A 14,968-nucleotide genomic window follows, 5' to 3' on the forward strand; every position below is an offset into this window, starting at 1 on the left:
TTTTTTGTTTTTCACAAACTAACCAGAAGTAATACTTTACTAATCAAAAAGCATCGTTTACTAACTGCTTATTTTTTATAGCTTAATAGATATCTAAGTTTGATTTGTACTAAACATTAAAACCTTAAATGATGAAAAACCAACTCAATTTAGACATTAAAACACCATGTTCAGAAAACTTTGACAAATTCTCACCAACTGCAAGCGGTGGTTTTTGTGGTTCTTGTGAAAAAGAAGTTATAGACTTCACAAAAATGAATACTCATGAAATCATTACATTCTTCAAAAACAAAAAAAATCAAAACACTTGTGGACGATTTAAAGATACTCAGTTAAAAACTCATAACCAAGAACCTAAAAAGAACAAAACACTTAGCTTTTTAAGCGGCATTGGATTGGCTTGTTTAGCCTTCTTCTCTAGTATTACTGCTCAAGCACAAAACGCAAAAGAAGTTAGAAGAATAGCTAAAAATGTTTCAGAAATTGAAACTTCAAAATTTGCAAAAAACATCATAGTAAAGGGAACCGTTCTTACTGGAAGTGACAGCCTTCCTTTACCTGGAGCAAATGTTGTTTTACAAGGCACAATAATAGGTACTCAAACCGATTTTGATGGGAATTTTGAATTTCCTGAAAAACTAAAAATTGGAGATATTTTGATTATTAGTTATGTCGGTTTTGAATCTCAAAAAGTAATTATTGAGAATAAAGATTCAGCATCGAATATTGAACTCAAAATAAACATTGAAGACACATCTTATATCCTTATGGGCAAAGTTGCCGTTAAACAAGTTTATAAATCTAAAAGAAATTAATTCAGAAAAGTTTATGAAAACTATACTCTTTTTCTTTTTTGCTTCCATTTTAAATATTGCTTTTTCTCAAGTTTCAGATTTCAAAACTATTGATTTTACTAAAGCAGATAATACTGTAAAACTTAATGAAGGTCGTAGCTTAAATAATTTACCTGTACTTGCGTACAAACTGACTCATAATCTGAGTACTGAGGTAGAAAAGTTTAGAGCTATTTACACTTGGGTCTGTATGAATGTAAGTGGTGATTCTTACCAACACAATAAAGTAAGTAGAAAACGTGAAAAATTTAAAAATGATAGTTTAGGATATATCAAATGGAATAATGAATACAAAAGGATTGCTTTCAATAAATTACTGAAATATAAAAAAACCATGTGTACAGGTTATGCCTATCTCATAAAGGAATTATGTTTTATGGCAAACATTGAATGTGAAATTGTTGATGGCTACGGAAGATCTTTTGAAACTAATGTTGAAGCGCTAGAATCTACTAATCATTCTTGGAATGCCGTAAAACTCAACAACAAATGGTATTTATGCGATGCCACTTGGTCTAGTGGCTATATGATTAACGGAAACCTTTTTGTGAAAGATTATAACAATGGTTATTTTTTAACAGAACCTGTTCTTTTTGCTAAAAATCATTATCCTTTACAAAGAAAATGGTTACTCGATGAAACTTTAATAAGCACAAAATTTGTTGCAGAACCTATAGTTTATGGAGAAACGTTTAAGCAACAAATAATACCTATTGACCCAAAAGAATTAAAAACAACACTAAAGAAGAATGAAGAAATCAGTTTTAGATTTAAATCATTAAAAACAATTTCCACAGAGACAATTTCATTAATCAAGATTTCAGGAATTACTAAAAAGCATTATAAAATATATGATCTTAAAAATGAAAACGGAATTATCTCTTTTAAATATAGTTTTAAAAACAAAGGTCTTTATGATGTACACTTAAAAGTTGAAAACGATATTGTTGCAACCTATACAATAGAAGTTATTAAAACATAATTGTAGCTAACATAAGCTATTAAGTTTCAAATCAAAACCCACTTTATCAATTCTAAGTGGTTTTTTTGTAACTTATTATCCTGAGAATCGTCTCATAAACACTAATCAATCTTCAAGAAAAATGAAAACCAACTTCTCTATTGCCTTATTTCTATTAAGCTTTGTATTGTCACTAACAATTTCAGCTCAAGATTTAACAAAACAATTTGATGAAATCGTATCTCAACACTATATATCAAATACACCTGGAGCAACAATTTTAGTAGCAAAAAATGGAAAAACCATTTACCGAAAAGCTATCGGAAAATCTAGTCTAGAACTCGATGTAGACATGATTCCAGAAAACGTATTTATGCTAGCATCTATAACAAAACAGTTTACAGCTGTTTCTATTTTAATGTTAGAAGAACAAGGTAAATTAAGTTTAGATGATCCTATTACCAAATTTATTCCAGATTATCCTACACTTGGTAAAACGATTACAGTTCATCATTTATTGAATCATACGTCTGGTATTAAAAGTTACACTGGTATAGGCAACTTGGTTGAAGTCGCGAGAAATGATATGACTTTAGATGAACTCATCGATTACTTTAAAAACGAGCCTATGGATTTCGATCCAGGTGAAGAGTTTAGATATAACAACTCTGGTTATGTATTATTAGGTAAAATCATAGAAGTAATTTCTAAAGACACCTACGAAAACTTTATAGAGAAAAATATATTTGAACACTTAGGTATGGAAAATTCGAGTTATGGAAATAATAGAGAGCTCGTTAAAAACAGAGTTGAAGGTTACGAACAAAATGAAAATGGTTATGTTAATGCTAGTTACTTAAGCATGACTTTACCATATGCTGCTGGTTCTTTAATATCTACTATTGATGATATGCAAAAATGGCAAAATGCATTAGCAAACAATACGTTTATAAAAGCGACAACATTAAATAAAGCCATTAATGGCTCAGAGCTTAACAATGGAGAACATATTGGTTATGGTTATGGCTTGGGAGAAATGAATCTAAAAGGATCGAAAGGTTATACACATAGTGGTGGTATTTTCGGAACTTCTACTAATGGAATTTATCTTATCGATGAAGATGTCTATGTGATAGGCTTGAGTAATTGTAGTTGTAACGACATTGGCGCTGTAACAAGAAATCTTGCTGCAGCTGCGATAGGAAAACCTTATCCAACGATGAATGATGTTGTAAAACTATCTGAAGATAAAATGAAACAATGGGTTGGTGCATATGAATTTGAAGATGGTGCAATTAGACATATTTTTATAAAAGATGGAAGTTTAAAGAGCATGCGAGAATCTGATACAAATACAGTTTTTGATATTTTCCCATTATCAGAAAGTCGTTTTATGTTTGAAGAAGGTAATATTGAATACAAATTCTCAAAATCTGCTGATGGAAAACGTGAAGCTGTTTTTATTACTGACACAGAAAATATTGGTAAAGAAACCGATAAGCCAATGCCAGAAGCAAGAAAAGAAATCACTTTATCTAATGACATCTTAAAACACTATGCTGGTAAATATGAATTAGGTACTAATTTCTATGTTGAGGTTACTGTAGAAGGCAATCAAATTTTTGGACAAGCCTCAGGTCAAGGAAAATTTGAAGTTTTCGCCGAAGATGAAATTACTTTTTTTGCTAAAGTCACAGCTCTTAAAGTAAAATTTAATAAAAATACTTCTGGAGACGTAGAAAGCTTTACTTTATATCAAGGAGGACAAGAAACTAATGCCAAAAAAATCGAATAGTATTTTATTCTATATAAAATTCAAACCACTTTGTTTATTCAAAGTGGTTTTTTTTATGCAGTAAATTTAAAAAACGACCTCTGACACAATGTGACACTTACCCAAATATCTTTGCATCAAGTTTAACAAATAAATCAATTAAAAATGAAAAATGCAGTCAACTGGTTTGAAATCCCAGTAACAGATTACAAAAGAGCAAAACAGTTTTATGAAACCGTTATGGATTCAGAAATTAAAGACCATCATATGCCAGAACAAAATACAAAATACGGTATGTTTTCATATGACGAAGACAATAATGGTGTTGGTGGAGCTATTATTGAAGCTGAAGGACAAAACCCAACAAAAGATGGTGCGACTATTTATTTAAATGGTGGGGAAAATCTTAACACTTCTTTAAATAAAGTGGAATCATCTGGTGGTAAAGTTGTAATGCCTAAAACTGATATTGGAAAATTTGGCTTTATTGCTCAATTCATTGATACAGAAGGCAATCGTATAGCTCTACACTCTTTTATGTAATCAATTTTTCAAAAAACGAACAGATAGCGAATTGCATAGCAGTTCGCTATCTTTGTAATTATGTCTCAACTTTCTCGTTTAATATCTATACTAACCTTACTGCGTTCTAAACGATTGCTAACTGCGAGCGAGCTTTCAGAAAAGTTTGATGTAAGTGTAAGAACTATTTATAGAGATATTAGAAAAATAGAAGAAGCTGGTGTACCAGTAACCACGATAGAAGGAAAAGGCTACTCACTTATGGAAGGTTATGCTGTTTCACCTGTGCAATTCACCGAAAAACAAGCCAACGCTTTAATCACGGCTCAACTCCTTGTACATCAAACTAATGATTCTTCATTTACTACAGATTTTAATGAAGCACTTACCAAGATTAAATCTGTGTTTCACACTTCTGTTCAAGAAAAAAGTGAATTATTAGCCAGTAAAATTTATGTTTTTGATACTAATTATGAAAACATCTCAAGCGATGCTTTGTCCGAAATACAATTAGCAATAACACATTTTAATTATGTTGAAATTAACTATATAAAAGCAGCTGACCCTAATATGACCTTTAGAAAAATAGAACCTTATGCATTGTTTTCTACAAATAATAAATGGATTTTAATTGCTTGGTGTTATTTGCGTAACGATTATCGTGCATTTAGATTAGATCGTATACAATCCTTTAAAATTTTATCTGAACGTTTTACAGATAGAAAATTTAATTTGCAAGCCTATTTTCAATCTTGTCCATACGACACTAAATAGCAAATACATATTTCTAAAAACAAAACCGCCTTGTTCATTCAAGGTGGTTTTTTGTTTCGATATCAATAAAAACTTAACTTGTCCGTATCAATCATTTTATAAATGCAAAAACTGCCCTTAAACACATCTTATAAATACCATCTAATTATAGCATTAATTATTAGTTTATGGTTAGTGCTGTTTTTGATTCTTATTGCTCCATTTGATATTGCAGAACTCACTTTTAGTGCACGTTTAGAAATTTTACCTATTTATGGGTTGATAAGCTTTGTGGTTTATATGGTATTGATTCCTTTTCAGAATTGGGCTTTTAAACATTTTAGAAAATGGACATTACTTTCAGAAATTCTTTTCATTATTGGGTTTAATGGTATTCAAATTATATTAAGTTACGGTTATTACAAATCGAGTATTGTAAATGGCAGCTATGACTTTCAGAAATTTTTGCTAGAGGTATATCTTCCTATCTTTTTTGTACTTCTAACTATTATTGTATTCTGTAGATGGTTTTTAAACAAAAAAATTCCAAATAAAGCCAAAAATGCAATTATCTTAAAAGGGGATAATAAGTTAGATATTTTACAAATCTCACCAGAAGATTTAATATGTATTTCTAGCGCAGATAATTATATTGAAGTGAGTTATTTAATACATGGCAAATTGCACAAAAAGTTGCTTCGAAATACGCTAAAAGGCATTCGAAATGATGTGCCAGATTTACTAAAAGTACATCGCTCACATTTAATTAACCCAAGTCATTTTAAAGAATGGAATGGCTCTAGTCGTATTGTATTAACAGAAATGGAAGTTCCTATTTCTAAAAATTACAGAGCTGCACTATTAGAGGTAATCTAATCGTCCCTAAAAACGAATAGTTTATCCCAAACTCAACAAATACAATGATTAAAGTAAGATGTAGCTCTATTTTTGACTCAAATCAATTTTAAATAAAATCATCATGAGTAAGATACTTTTCACAGTAATTATTTTATTATTAAGCACATTTCTTATTACAGCTCAAGATAGAAATGAAATCTCTAGCACTTTATTAAAAACTTTAGTCAAAGATGGTTTCGTGGTTGGAGCATCTGGTAGTTATTCTGTAAATGAAGAAGTCAAATGGGAAGCTGCCACAGGTTATGCTGATAAAGATAAAAAACAAACGTTTACTATAGACACACAAGTTAGAACTGCTTCTATTGCTAAATCCATGACAGCAATTGCAGTAATGCAATTGGTAGAGCAAGACTTAATAGATATAAACTTACCTATTGATATGTACATCCCTGAGTTTATTCAAAAAGGAAAAACAAAAATTACCACAAAACATCTATTAGCTCACACCTCAGGAATTGGTGCTTATAAAAACGATAGAGAAGTCGAAAACAAGATTAATTTCACCTCCTTATTAGATGCTTATGATGTATTTAAAGATCGTAAACTTCATTTTCAACCAGGCACAGAATTCTATTATACAAGTTATGGTTATGTTGTTTTAGGCATACTAATAGAAAAAGTTTCGGGCTTATCTTATGAGGCTTATATGCAAAAACACATTTGGGATAAAGCAAATATGACTAATACCGGAATAGAAAGGCTTGAAGCAAAAAGAGAAAATGCAACAACATTATATCATAGAGATCGCAAAGGAAAGATTAAAGAAGCAAAAGTTAATAATTTAAGTAACCGAACACCAGCAGGTGGTTTTTACTCAACGGTTAACGACCTAGTAAAGTTTGGAAATGCCTTAATTAATAATGCACTTGTGAATAGTGATACATATAATCTTATGGTGCAACACCATAGTTTAGAAAAGGTAAATAACGGTTATGGTTTTGGGTTCTATCTTTACGGAGGTAAACAAAATGAAGACAGTATTATTGGGCATAATGGAGCACAACGTGGAACCTCAACACAATTATTTGTTATACCTAAGCTTAAAACAGTGATAGCTGTTGTTTCAAATACATCAGGTGCTATTAGAGAAGTAACTACAATCGCAGGAAAATTAATAGATATTTCTCAGCAGAAAGAGTAATTCATTATTTTTTTATATGCAGAGATTGGTCCTGTATTTTTTACTCAAAAAAAAACATTTTGTAAAACAAAGTGGGTTTTTCTTATAGAAAGAAGCAGATAAACTAATATTAATTTATAGCATCGAATTTAACATTGGTAACTAACAGATTTTTATTACTTTCATAGCTCCTAACCAATTCATTTTAAGTGCAATCCGATAATTCTATCATTAAAGAAATCTTTAAAAATCTTAGCTTCACAGACGAAGAAATTAAGATTATTGAATCCGTGTTTCATAAAATAATTGTAAAAAAAGGCACTATTTTACTTAATGCTGGAGATATTGTTGATACCCAATACTACATTCTAAATGGCTGTTTAAGAACGTATCATATTGATACACACGGCAAAGAACATACAGTCCAATTTGGGATTAAAGATTGGTGGATTAGCGATTACACTGCTTTTTTCTCTTCTGAAAAGTCAATAATGACAATCGAAGTGATTCAAGATGCTACTATTTACAAAATTACCGAACAAGACAAAAGCTATTTATATAATCAAATTCCTAAGATAGATCGCTTTTTTAGAATTAAACTCGAACGCGCATTTGCAGCTTTTCAAAAACGAATATTGGCTGATTTATCTCTTTCTGCTAAAGAACGATATTTACGTTTCATTAATACTTATCCAAATATCGAAAAGAGTATAAAAAACTATCATATTGCCTCCTATTTAGGTATTACTACAGAGAGCTTAAGTAGGATTAGAAAAGAAATGTAATTTTAGTTAGATTTCTTAACATACATCAATTTTTCAACAATATAATAGTTTTAGATTTGCACCACTAACAAGATTTAGTAAGATCTTTTACCCTTAGGATTAATAGCTAAAAAGCGCAAGTTGAATAAACTTGCGCTTTTTTTATAACTTTAGGTTCTAAAGTTTATAAGGATGAAAAAATCAAACACAAGAAGAGCATTTATAAAAAAAGGAGCATTAGCTAGTTTAGCAATTCCGATATTAGGAAGCAGTTTAATTGGTTGTAAATCTGAAGCTAAACAAGAAACCAGCGATACAACTGACAATGCTAAAAAACTAAGCATCTTAATTCTTGGTGGCACTAGCTTTTTAGGACCTCATCAAGTGGCTTATGCACTTTCTCGCGGACATTCGATTTCAACATTCACAAGAGGAAAAACAAAACCATCCGTTCATGCTGAGTTGTTTAACCAAGTAGAACAGCTTATTGGAGATAGAGAAAATAATCTTACAGCTTTAGAAAATAGGAAATGGGATGTGGTTATAGATAATTCTGGTAGAAATGTTCAATGGACTAAAGCAACAGCTAACTTATTAAAGAACAATGTTGGTATGTATATGTATACATCTTCAACAGGAGTATACTATCCTTATCTAACGGATAATATTTCTGAAAACACAGACTTAGTCTTAAGCATGCCAGAAGGACTTTCTGAAAATGAACAATACGAACAAGAATATGGCGTAATGAAAGCCAGTTCTGAACTCGAAGCCATCAAAGCTTTTGGTAAAGAACATACTATCGTTGTTAGGCCAACCTACATGATTGGTCCTGCAGACAAAACCGATCGTTTTATCCATTGGCCAATTCGTCTTGCAAAAGGTGGAGAAGTATTAGTCCCTGGAAAAAAGGAAGATCTTGTTCAATATGTAGATGTTAGAGATATTGCTGAATGGTTTATAAGATTGGCTGAAAACAAACAATTTGGCACATACAATGGAGTTGGTCCAAAATCTGCACAAACCATGCAACAGTTTGTTAAAGAAGCAGCTAAAACTTTTAAAGTTAAATCGTCTTTTGTAATGGTTGATGATTATGACTTTTTAGTTAAAAACAAAGTCTATTATTCCGTACCTTGGATTATGCCAAGTAAAAAAAATTACGGTTCTGCCAGAATCTCGAATTCAAAATCTATAGCTGCAGGACTAACATTTAGACCTTTAAAAGAAACAATTAAAGACACATATGATTGGTGGATGTCTAATGCTATAACGGAAGAGCGTAGGCAAAAGTTTGAAGCTAATCCTAATTCGTTATTAATCAAGGAAAACGAAATTTTATCTAATTGGAAAATCTCAAAAATTTAAAATAGACCTATGGAGCTTACCAAAATACTTTTCTTCTTAATCGGTACTTTTTTTGGAGTAGAACAAAGCCGTGTACTTTCAGAAAAAACAACAATAACTATAAACCCCGAAGAAAAAACCATTGTTGTAGTGCAAGAGAATATAGTATCACTCATTCAAAATGCAAATGATAGTTTAAAAGTATATGCTGAATTAAAGGTAATAGTTCAACCAAAACATCAATGGAGTACAGAATTTAAAGACTACACAAAAAAAGAGAAATGTTTCTTCATTTCTGATGATGGTAAAACACTTAATTCAAAAATAAATTTAACTTATAAAACCAGTACAGATTTAAAAGCCTTCGGAATAGATATAAATAAAGATGGTGCACTCTCCATGATAGATACACCTAAGTTAAACATCAATTCTACAGATGGTAAATTAGGTGAACGTTATTGGAATTTTGATGCAGATAAACCATTCACCTTTACTATAGAACCTCTAACAGATATTCCCGAAGAATATAAAGCTTATAAAAAAAGTTTGTTGCCAGTTTGGAAAACTATAAAACATTAAACAATGCAAGTAATTTCTACTAACATAGCACAACCAAGCACATTTATGTGGAATGGAAAAGAAGTGACTACTGGCATTTATAAAAAGCCCACTGATGTATCCATTTATTTAGGAAAAGAAGACGTTAGAGGTGATGAAGTTTCAGACCGAAAAGTTCATGGTGGAGAATTTAAAGCCTGTTATTTATTCTCTGCAAACCAATATCCATATTGGAGAGGTTTATATCCAAACTTAGAATGGACTTATGGCATGCTTGGTGAAAACTTAACCGTTGAAAATTTAGATGAAAAACAACTTTTTATAGGAGATATTTATAAACTTGGTAATGCACTAGTTCAAATCACACAACCACGAGAACCTTGCTTTAAGTTTGCTCATAAGTTTGGTACTAATAAGGTTTTACAACAATTTATTACTCATGGTTATTCTGGCACTTATGTCAGAGTTATAGAAGAAGGAGACGTAAAAACAGGAGACAATTTTAAATTGATTGAACGTGCTAAAGATAGCATTACTATTTTTCAATTTTTTAAATTATTATATACTGAAGATAAAAACAAAGACCATATTACTTTAATTCTCAATAATGAAGCCTTACCTCAACGTATTAGAAAACGCTTAAAGTTTTTTATGCGTTAGACCACTGAAATATCAATTCTATTTTACTCATCGGATTTTTATGAAAAAAGCATCAGGTTATAGTAATTAACTTACCACACATCTATTTTATAAACACCTAAAAAACAGTTTTTTAATAAATTATGTAACTTTCACGAAAACGTTGTAGTTGTCTTTTGAATTTTCATTAAAACTACTACCTTAGACCAAATCAAAAAGTTATAATGAGCGATAAACTTATATCTAAAAAAAAACCTGCTTACCCAATCAGCAATTTATTGTCAAAATACTTAACTGAGCAAGGAAGGAATATTAAAATCCCTATTTTTTATGATGATTTATTACGCTTTCAAGGTGCTATAGAAGTTTTTGATGATGATGGGAAAGATACACTTTGGATTAGTTGTTATTATGCAGAATACGAACGTGACGAAATAGAACACAGCCTCAAACAGATGTATTCTATATTACATTCTGATGGTAGCGACAGTATAATTCCGTACTTAAATATAGATAGTATTGACTTTTGTACTTTTGGAAACACTAAGCCATTTCGTGTTAAAGTTAGAAACATACTAAACGACAACTACATTTTTCTATATGTAAAAAAGGCAGACGCATCTCGTATATACGGGTTAGAATTAGAACACTTATTATCTCCAAATCATATCACTTTTTTAGTTCATGAAGAGACGCTTATTGAAGAGCACATTTCAGGAATTCCTGGAGATACTTTTATCAGCAATCATTTAGAAACCTTACCAGAACAAGACAAACGTGCATTAGCAAAAGAATTTGTTAAATTTAATGAACGTTGTTTTGTGAGATTATTGGCAGATATGAGATCTTACAATTATGTTATCGTTATCACTCAAGATTTTGACAGGATTCAATACCGAATTAGGGCCATCGATTTTGATCAACAAAGTTATGAAGGCAATTCTAAAGTTTACAAACCACAATTTTTAAAAGAGAATAATGCTTTTGTAACATTGAGTTTAAATGTTTTAGCCAAAGAATCAATAGAGCAATATGAAAAAGAAGAACGCTCATTGCTCGCAAAAAGAGCTACAAACTCACATAAACGTCTTAAAAATCTTATAAACTGTATGAAAAAAGACACAATTTCTACACCTGAAAAGATTAAAGAATTAAAAGCTGGTTTATTCAAATTAACTAAAGACGTAAATTTTAAAAAATCTAAAAATATGGGAGAACTTCTCAGTAATGGTTTAGATTATATTACCAGAAATTACGTTAACGAAAACCCATACATTATCAAATAAACTTAACCGTCTAGTTATGAAAATCAAAAAAGTTTTAGTTGCCAACAGAAGTGAAATTGCTATACGAGTACTAAGAGCTTGCGCAGAATTAAATATTGCAACAGTTGCTATTTACACATATGAAGATCGCTACTCTCAACATCGTAACAAAGCGGATGAGTCTTACCAAATTGGAGAAAACAACGCTCCCTTAAAACCTTATTTAGATATTGAGGAAATTGTAGCCTTAGCAAAATCTAAGAACGTGGATGCTATACATCCTGGTTACGGTTTTTTGTCTGAAAACTCTGAGTTTGCAAGACGATGTGCTGAAAATGATATTATTTTTATTGGTCCAGACCCAGATGTTATGGATGCCTTGGGTGACAAAATCACAGCTAAGAAAATAGCTGTAAAATGTAACGTTCCAATAATAGAAAGTAACAAAAATGATCTTAAATCATTAGATATTGCAATTTCTGAAGCCAATAAAATTGGTTATCCTATAATGCTTAAAGCTGCCTCAGGAGGTGGAGGTCGTGGTATGCGAGTTATTAGAGCTAATGAAGATTTAGAAGCTACTTTTGAATCTGCCAGAAATGAAGCCTTAAATGCTTTTGGAGATGATACCATGTTTTTAGAAAAATATGTTGAGAATCCAAAACATATAGAAGTACAAATTGTAGCAGACAGACATGGCAACATTCGTCATTTATTTGAGCGTGATTGCTCTGTACAACGTCGTCATCAAAAAGTAGTTGAAGTCGCACCATCCTTTAATGTATCTCAAAAAGTAAAAGATGCACTTTACAAATATGCAGTTTCTATTACTTCTGAAGTTAATTATAATAATATCGGAACCGTAGAATTTTTAGTAGATCCAGAAGACAACATCTACTTTATAGAAGTCAACCCAAGAATTCAAGTTGAGCATACTGTTACCGAAATGGTAACTGGTATAGACTTAGTAAAAACACAGATTTTTATTGCTGGCGGTTACAAACTATCTGATAAACAAATAAAAATTTATGAACAAGAAAGTCTAGAAACCTATGGCTTTGCACTTCAATGTAGATTAACTACAGAAGATCCTGAAAACAATTTCACACCAGATTATGGAGCCATTACCACATATCGTAGTGCTTCTGGTATGGGAATTAGACTAGATGCAGGTAGTATATATCAAAGTTATAATGTTAGTCCGCTTTTTGACTCTATGCTAGTTAAAGTTTCTGCTCATGGTAGGACATTAGATGGAGCCATTAGAAAAATGGCAAGAGCCCTTAAAGAATTTAGAATACGAGGTGTAAAAACCAATATTCACTTTTTACAGAATGTGATTCAACATGACACATTTAGAAGTGGAAAAGTATCCGTTAATTTTATACAAAACACACCAGAGTTATTCGATATAAGATTGCCTCAAGATAGAACCTCTAAAGCCATAAATTTTCTTGCAGAAGTTGTAGTTAATGGTAATTCTGACGTAAAGATCATAGATGAGAATAAAATATTTAGAGATGCAAAGGTTCCTAAATTCAATACAAAAAACACATTTCCAAAAGGCACAAAAGATTTACTTACAGAACTTGGTCCAGAACAATTTTGTAAATGGCTAAAAGACGAAAAGAAAATCCATTATACAGATACCACAATGCGAGATGCACATCAATCCTTACTCGCAACACGAATGCGAAGTTACGATATGCTCAAAGTTGCAGAAAGTTTTGCAAAAAATCATCCCAATACGTTTAGTATGGAAGTTTGGGGAGGAGCTACCTTCGATGTCTGTTTGCGTTTCTTGCACGAAAGTCCTTGGACACGTTTACGAGAACTTAGAAAAGCGGTTCCAAATATATTATTTCAAATGTTACTTCGTGGCTCAAACGGAGTGGGTTACAAAGCTTATCCTGACAATCTGATTGAGAAATTCGTTGAGAAATCATGGGAAAATGGTGTTGACATTTTTAGAATATTCGATTCTTTAAATTGGGTAAAAGCCATGGAACCAAGCATCAATTATGTTCGCAAAACTGGAGGTATTGCAGAAGCAGCATTGAGTTATACAGGTGATATTTTAGATACCTCACAAACCAAATACAATTTAAAATATTACACTCAACTCGCTAAAGATTTAGAAAATGCAGGTGCACATATGATAGCCATAAAAGATATGGCAGGTTTACTAAAACCATATGCTGCCACGGAATTAGTAACAGCTTTAAAAGACACTGTAGATTTACCAATTCACTTACATACACACGATACATCATCATTACAAACCGCAAGTTATTTAAAAGCTATTGAAGCTGGAGTTGATGTTGTTGATGTCGCTTTAGGTGGTTTATCTGGTTTAACCTCACAACCTAATTTCAATGCGGTTGTGGAGATGATGAAACACCATGAGCGTTCCCATGATTTTGACATGGAAAAATTAAATCAGTTTTCAAACTTTTGGGAAGATACACGAGATATGTATTATCCTTTTGAGTCTGGTTTAAAAGCAGGAACAGCAGAAGTGTTTCAACATGAAATTCCTGGAGGACAATACTCTAATTTACGTCCACAAGCAACAGCATTAGGCTTGGCTGATAGATTTGATGACGTTAAGAAAATGTACGCAGAAGTCAATAAAATGTTTGGAAACTTAATAAAAGTAACACCTAGTTCTAAAGTGGTTGGTGACATGGCAATTTTTATGGTCACCAACAATTTAACTCCAGAAGATGTAATGACACGTGGTGATGAAATTTCGTTTCCAGAATCGGTTATTAATTTCTTTAAAGGAGATTTAGGACAACCTTCAGGAGGTTTTCCGAAAGAGCTTCAAAAAATTATATTAAAAAATAAGAAGCCTTATACTGATAGACCCAATGCACATTTAAAGCCTATTGACTTTACAAAAGAATACGCAGAATTTAAAAAGAAGTTTCAGGTTGGCTTTACTAGAGCAATTGAAATTGAAGATTTCTTATCATATACCTTATATCCAAAAGTATTTGAGGCTGCTCACGAAAACTATAAGAATTACGGAAATGTAGCACTAATACCTACCAAGAATTTCTTCTATGGCATGAAACTACGGGAAGAAATCTTAATTGAGTTAGAGCCTGGTAAAACCATTATCGTAAAACTTTTATCTGTAGGTATCCCTAATGATGAAGGTAAACGCATTGTCTTTTTCAAAGTTAATGGTGAAAATAGATATGTTGATATATTAGACACATCTCTTAACATAAAGAAACAAGAAAACACAAAAACAGATCCTGAAGATAGTAACCAGATTGGTGCACCTTTACAAGGTTCTCTTTACAAGGTTTTAGTTGAAAAGGGACAAACTATTAAAGAAAATGATCCTTTATTTGTTATTGAAGCCATGAAAATGGAAACTACAGTAACAGCACATAAAGCTGGGAAAATTAAATCATTGACTTTAGATGAAGGTAGTATGGTGAAACAAGATGATTTGATTGTTACCTTTGAGTAAGCAATT

13 protein-coding genes are annotated in these 14,968 nt (G+C 31.4%); all 13 read left to right on the forward strand.

Annotated elements, in window-relative coordinates; genetic code table 11:
* Window positions 1–131 precede the first annotated feature (131 nt).
* The 13 genes from QZZ53_RS04595 to QZZ53_RS04655 all read left to right on the forward strand — a co-directional run bounded on the left by QZZ53_RS04595 (window position 132) and on the right by QZZ53_RS04655 (window position 14,962).
* Window positions 132–815: a carboxypeptidase-like regulatory domain-containing protein gene (locus QZZ53_RS04595; RefSeq protein ID WP_296381976.1), complete on the forward strand. Its 684-nt coding sequence runs from the start codon at window positions 132–134 to the stop codon at window positions 813–815.
* A 13-nt stretch (window positions 816–828) separates the two neighbouring features.
* A complete protein-coding gene (locus QZZ53_RS04600; RefSeq protein WP_296381978.1) occupies window positions 829–1,836 on the forward strand; it encodes a transglutaminase domain-containing protein in 1,008 nt (335 codons plus the stop codon).
* A 121-nt stretch (window positions 1,837–1,957) separates the two neighbouring features.
* A complete protein-coding gene (locus QZZ53_RS04605; RefSeq protein ID WP_296381980.1) occupies window positions 1,958–3,610 on the forward strand; it encodes a serine hydrolase in 1,653 nt (550 codons plus the stop codon).
* A gap of 144 nt (window positions 3,611–3,754) precedes the next feature.
* Window positions 3,755–4,132: a VOC family protein gene (locus QZZ53_RS04610; RefSeq protein ID WP_296381997.1), complete on the forward strand. Its 378-nt coding sequence runs from the start codon at window positions 3,755–3,757 to the stop codon at window positions 4,130–4,132.
* Window positions 4,133–4,192: 60 nt separating this feature from the next.
* Window positions 4,193–4,885: a YafY family protein gene (locus QZZ53_RS04615; RefSeq protein WP_296381999.1), complete on the forward strand. Its 693-nt coding sequence runs from the start codon at window positions 4,193–4,195 to the stop codon at window positions 4,883–4,885.
* A 102-nt stretch (window positions 4,886–4,987) separates the two neighbouring features.
* Window positions 4,988–5,740, forward strand: coding sequence for a LytTR family DNA-binding domain-containing protein (locus QZZ53_RS04620; RefSeq protein WP_296382002.1), 753 nt, complete (start codon window positions 4,988–4,990; stop codon window positions 5,738–5,740).
* 103 nt (window positions 5,741–5,843) lie between these two features.
* Window positions 5,844–6,923: a serine hydrolase domain-containing protein gene (locus tag QZZ53_RS04625; RefSeq protein ID WP_296382004.1), complete on the forward strand. Its 1,080-nt coding sequence runs from the start codon at window positions 5,844–5,846 to the stop codon at window positions 6,921–6,923.
* A 188-nt stretch (window positions 6,924–7,111) separates the two neighbouring features.
* Entirely contained in the window at window positions 7,112–7,687 is a 576-nt protein-coding gene (locus QZZ53_RS04630) for a Crp/Fnr family transcriptional regulator (RefSeq protein ID WP_296382006.1), read from the forward strand.
* Window positions 7,688–7,858: 171 nt separating this feature from the next.
* Window positions 7,859–9,034 carry an NAD-dependent epimerase/dehydratase family protein gene (locus QZZ53_RS04635; protein WP_296382008.1) on the forward strand — a complete coding sequence of 392 codons (1,176 nt, stop codon included), beginning with the start codon at window positions 7,859–7,861 and terminating at the stop codon, window positions 9,032–9,034.
* A gap of 9 nt (window positions 9,035–9,043) precedes the next feature.
* Window positions 9,044–9,592: a hypothetical protein gene (locus QZZ53_RS04640; RefSeq protein WP_296382010.1), complete on the forward strand. Its 549-nt coding sequence runs from the start codon at window positions 9,044–9,046 to the stop codon at window positions 9,590–9,592.
* 3 nt (window positions 9,593–9,595) lie between these two features.
* On the forward strand, window positions 9,596–10,231 hold the full coding sequence (locus tag QZZ53_RS04645) for an MOSC domain-containing protein (protein WP_296382012.1): 636 nt from the start codon (window positions 9,596–9,598) through the stop codon (window positions 10,229–10,231).
* Window positions 10,232–10,434: 203 nt separating this feature from the next.
* Complete coding sequence (locus QZZ53_RS04650; protein ID WP_296382014.1) at window positions 10,435–11,496, forward strand: hypothetical protein; 1,062 nt, start codon at window positions 10,435–10,437, stop codon at window positions 11,494–11,496.
* Between the two features lie 16 nt (window positions 11,497–11,512).
* Window positions 11,513–14,962, forward strand: a complete 3,450-nt coding sequence (locus QZZ53_RS04655) for a pyruvate carboxylase (protein ID WP_296382017.1) — start codon at window positions 11,513–11,515, stop codon at window positions 14,960–14,962.
* Window positions 14,963–14,968: the final 6 nt, after the last annotated feature.

It is taken from the genome of Winogradskyella sp. (assembly GCF_016744625.1).
GTDB lineage: Bacteria > Bacteroidota > Bacteroidia > Flavobacteriales > Flavobacteriaceae > Winogradskyella.

Excerpts from the sequence above, each read along its gene's own strand:
- QZZ53_RS04605 (WP_296381980.1), top strand. The coding sequence starts at position 1,958 with ATGAAAACCAACTTCTCTATTGCCTTATTTCTATTAAGCTTTGTATTG.
- QZZ53_RS04635 (WP_296382008.1), top strand. The coding sequence starts at position 7,859 with ATGAAAAAATCAAACACAAGAAGAGCATTTATAAAAAAAGGAGCATTA.
- QZZ53_RS04625 (WP_296382004.1), top strand. The coding sequence starts at position 5,844 with ATGAGTAAGATACTTTTCACAGTAATTATTTTATTATTAAGCACATTT.
- QZZ53_RS04650 (WP_296382014.1), top strand. The coding sequence starts at position 10,435 with ATGAGCGATAAACTTATATCTAAAAAAAAACCTGCTTACCCAATCAGC.
- QZZ53_RS04645 (WP_296382012.1), top strand. The coding sequence starts at position 9,596 with ATGCAAGTAATTTCTACTAACATAGCACAACCAAGCACATTTATGTGG.
- QZZ53_RS04640 (WP_296382010.1), top strand. The coding sequence starts at position 9,044 with ATGGAGCTTACCAAAATACTTTTCTTCTTAATCGGTACTTTTTTTGGA.
- QZZ53_RS04610 (WP_296381997.1), top strand. The coding sequence starts at position 3,755 with ATGAAAAATGCAGTCAACTGGTTTGAAATCCCAGTAACAGATTACAAA.
- QZZ53_RS04620 (WP_296382002.1), top strand. The coding sequence starts at position 4,988 with ATGCAAAAACTGCCCTTAAACACATCTTATAAATACCATCTAATTATA.
- QZZ53_RS04655 (WP_296382017.1), top strand. The coding sequence starts at position 11,513 with ATGAAAATCAAAAAAGTTTTAGTTGCCAACAGAAGTGAAATTGCTATA.
- QZZ53_RS04615 (WP_296381999.1), top strand. The coding sequence starts at position 4,193 with ATGTCTCAACTTTCTCGTTTAATATCTATACTAACCTTACTGCGTTCT.
- QZZ53_RS04595 (WP_296381976.1), top strand. The coding sequence starts at position 132 with ATGAAAAACCAACTCAATTTAGACATTAAAACACCATGTTCAGAAAAC.
- QZZ53_RS04600 (WP_296381978.1), top strand. The coding sequence starts at position 829 with ATGAAAACTATACTCTTTTTCTTTTTTGCTTCCATTTTAAATATTGCT.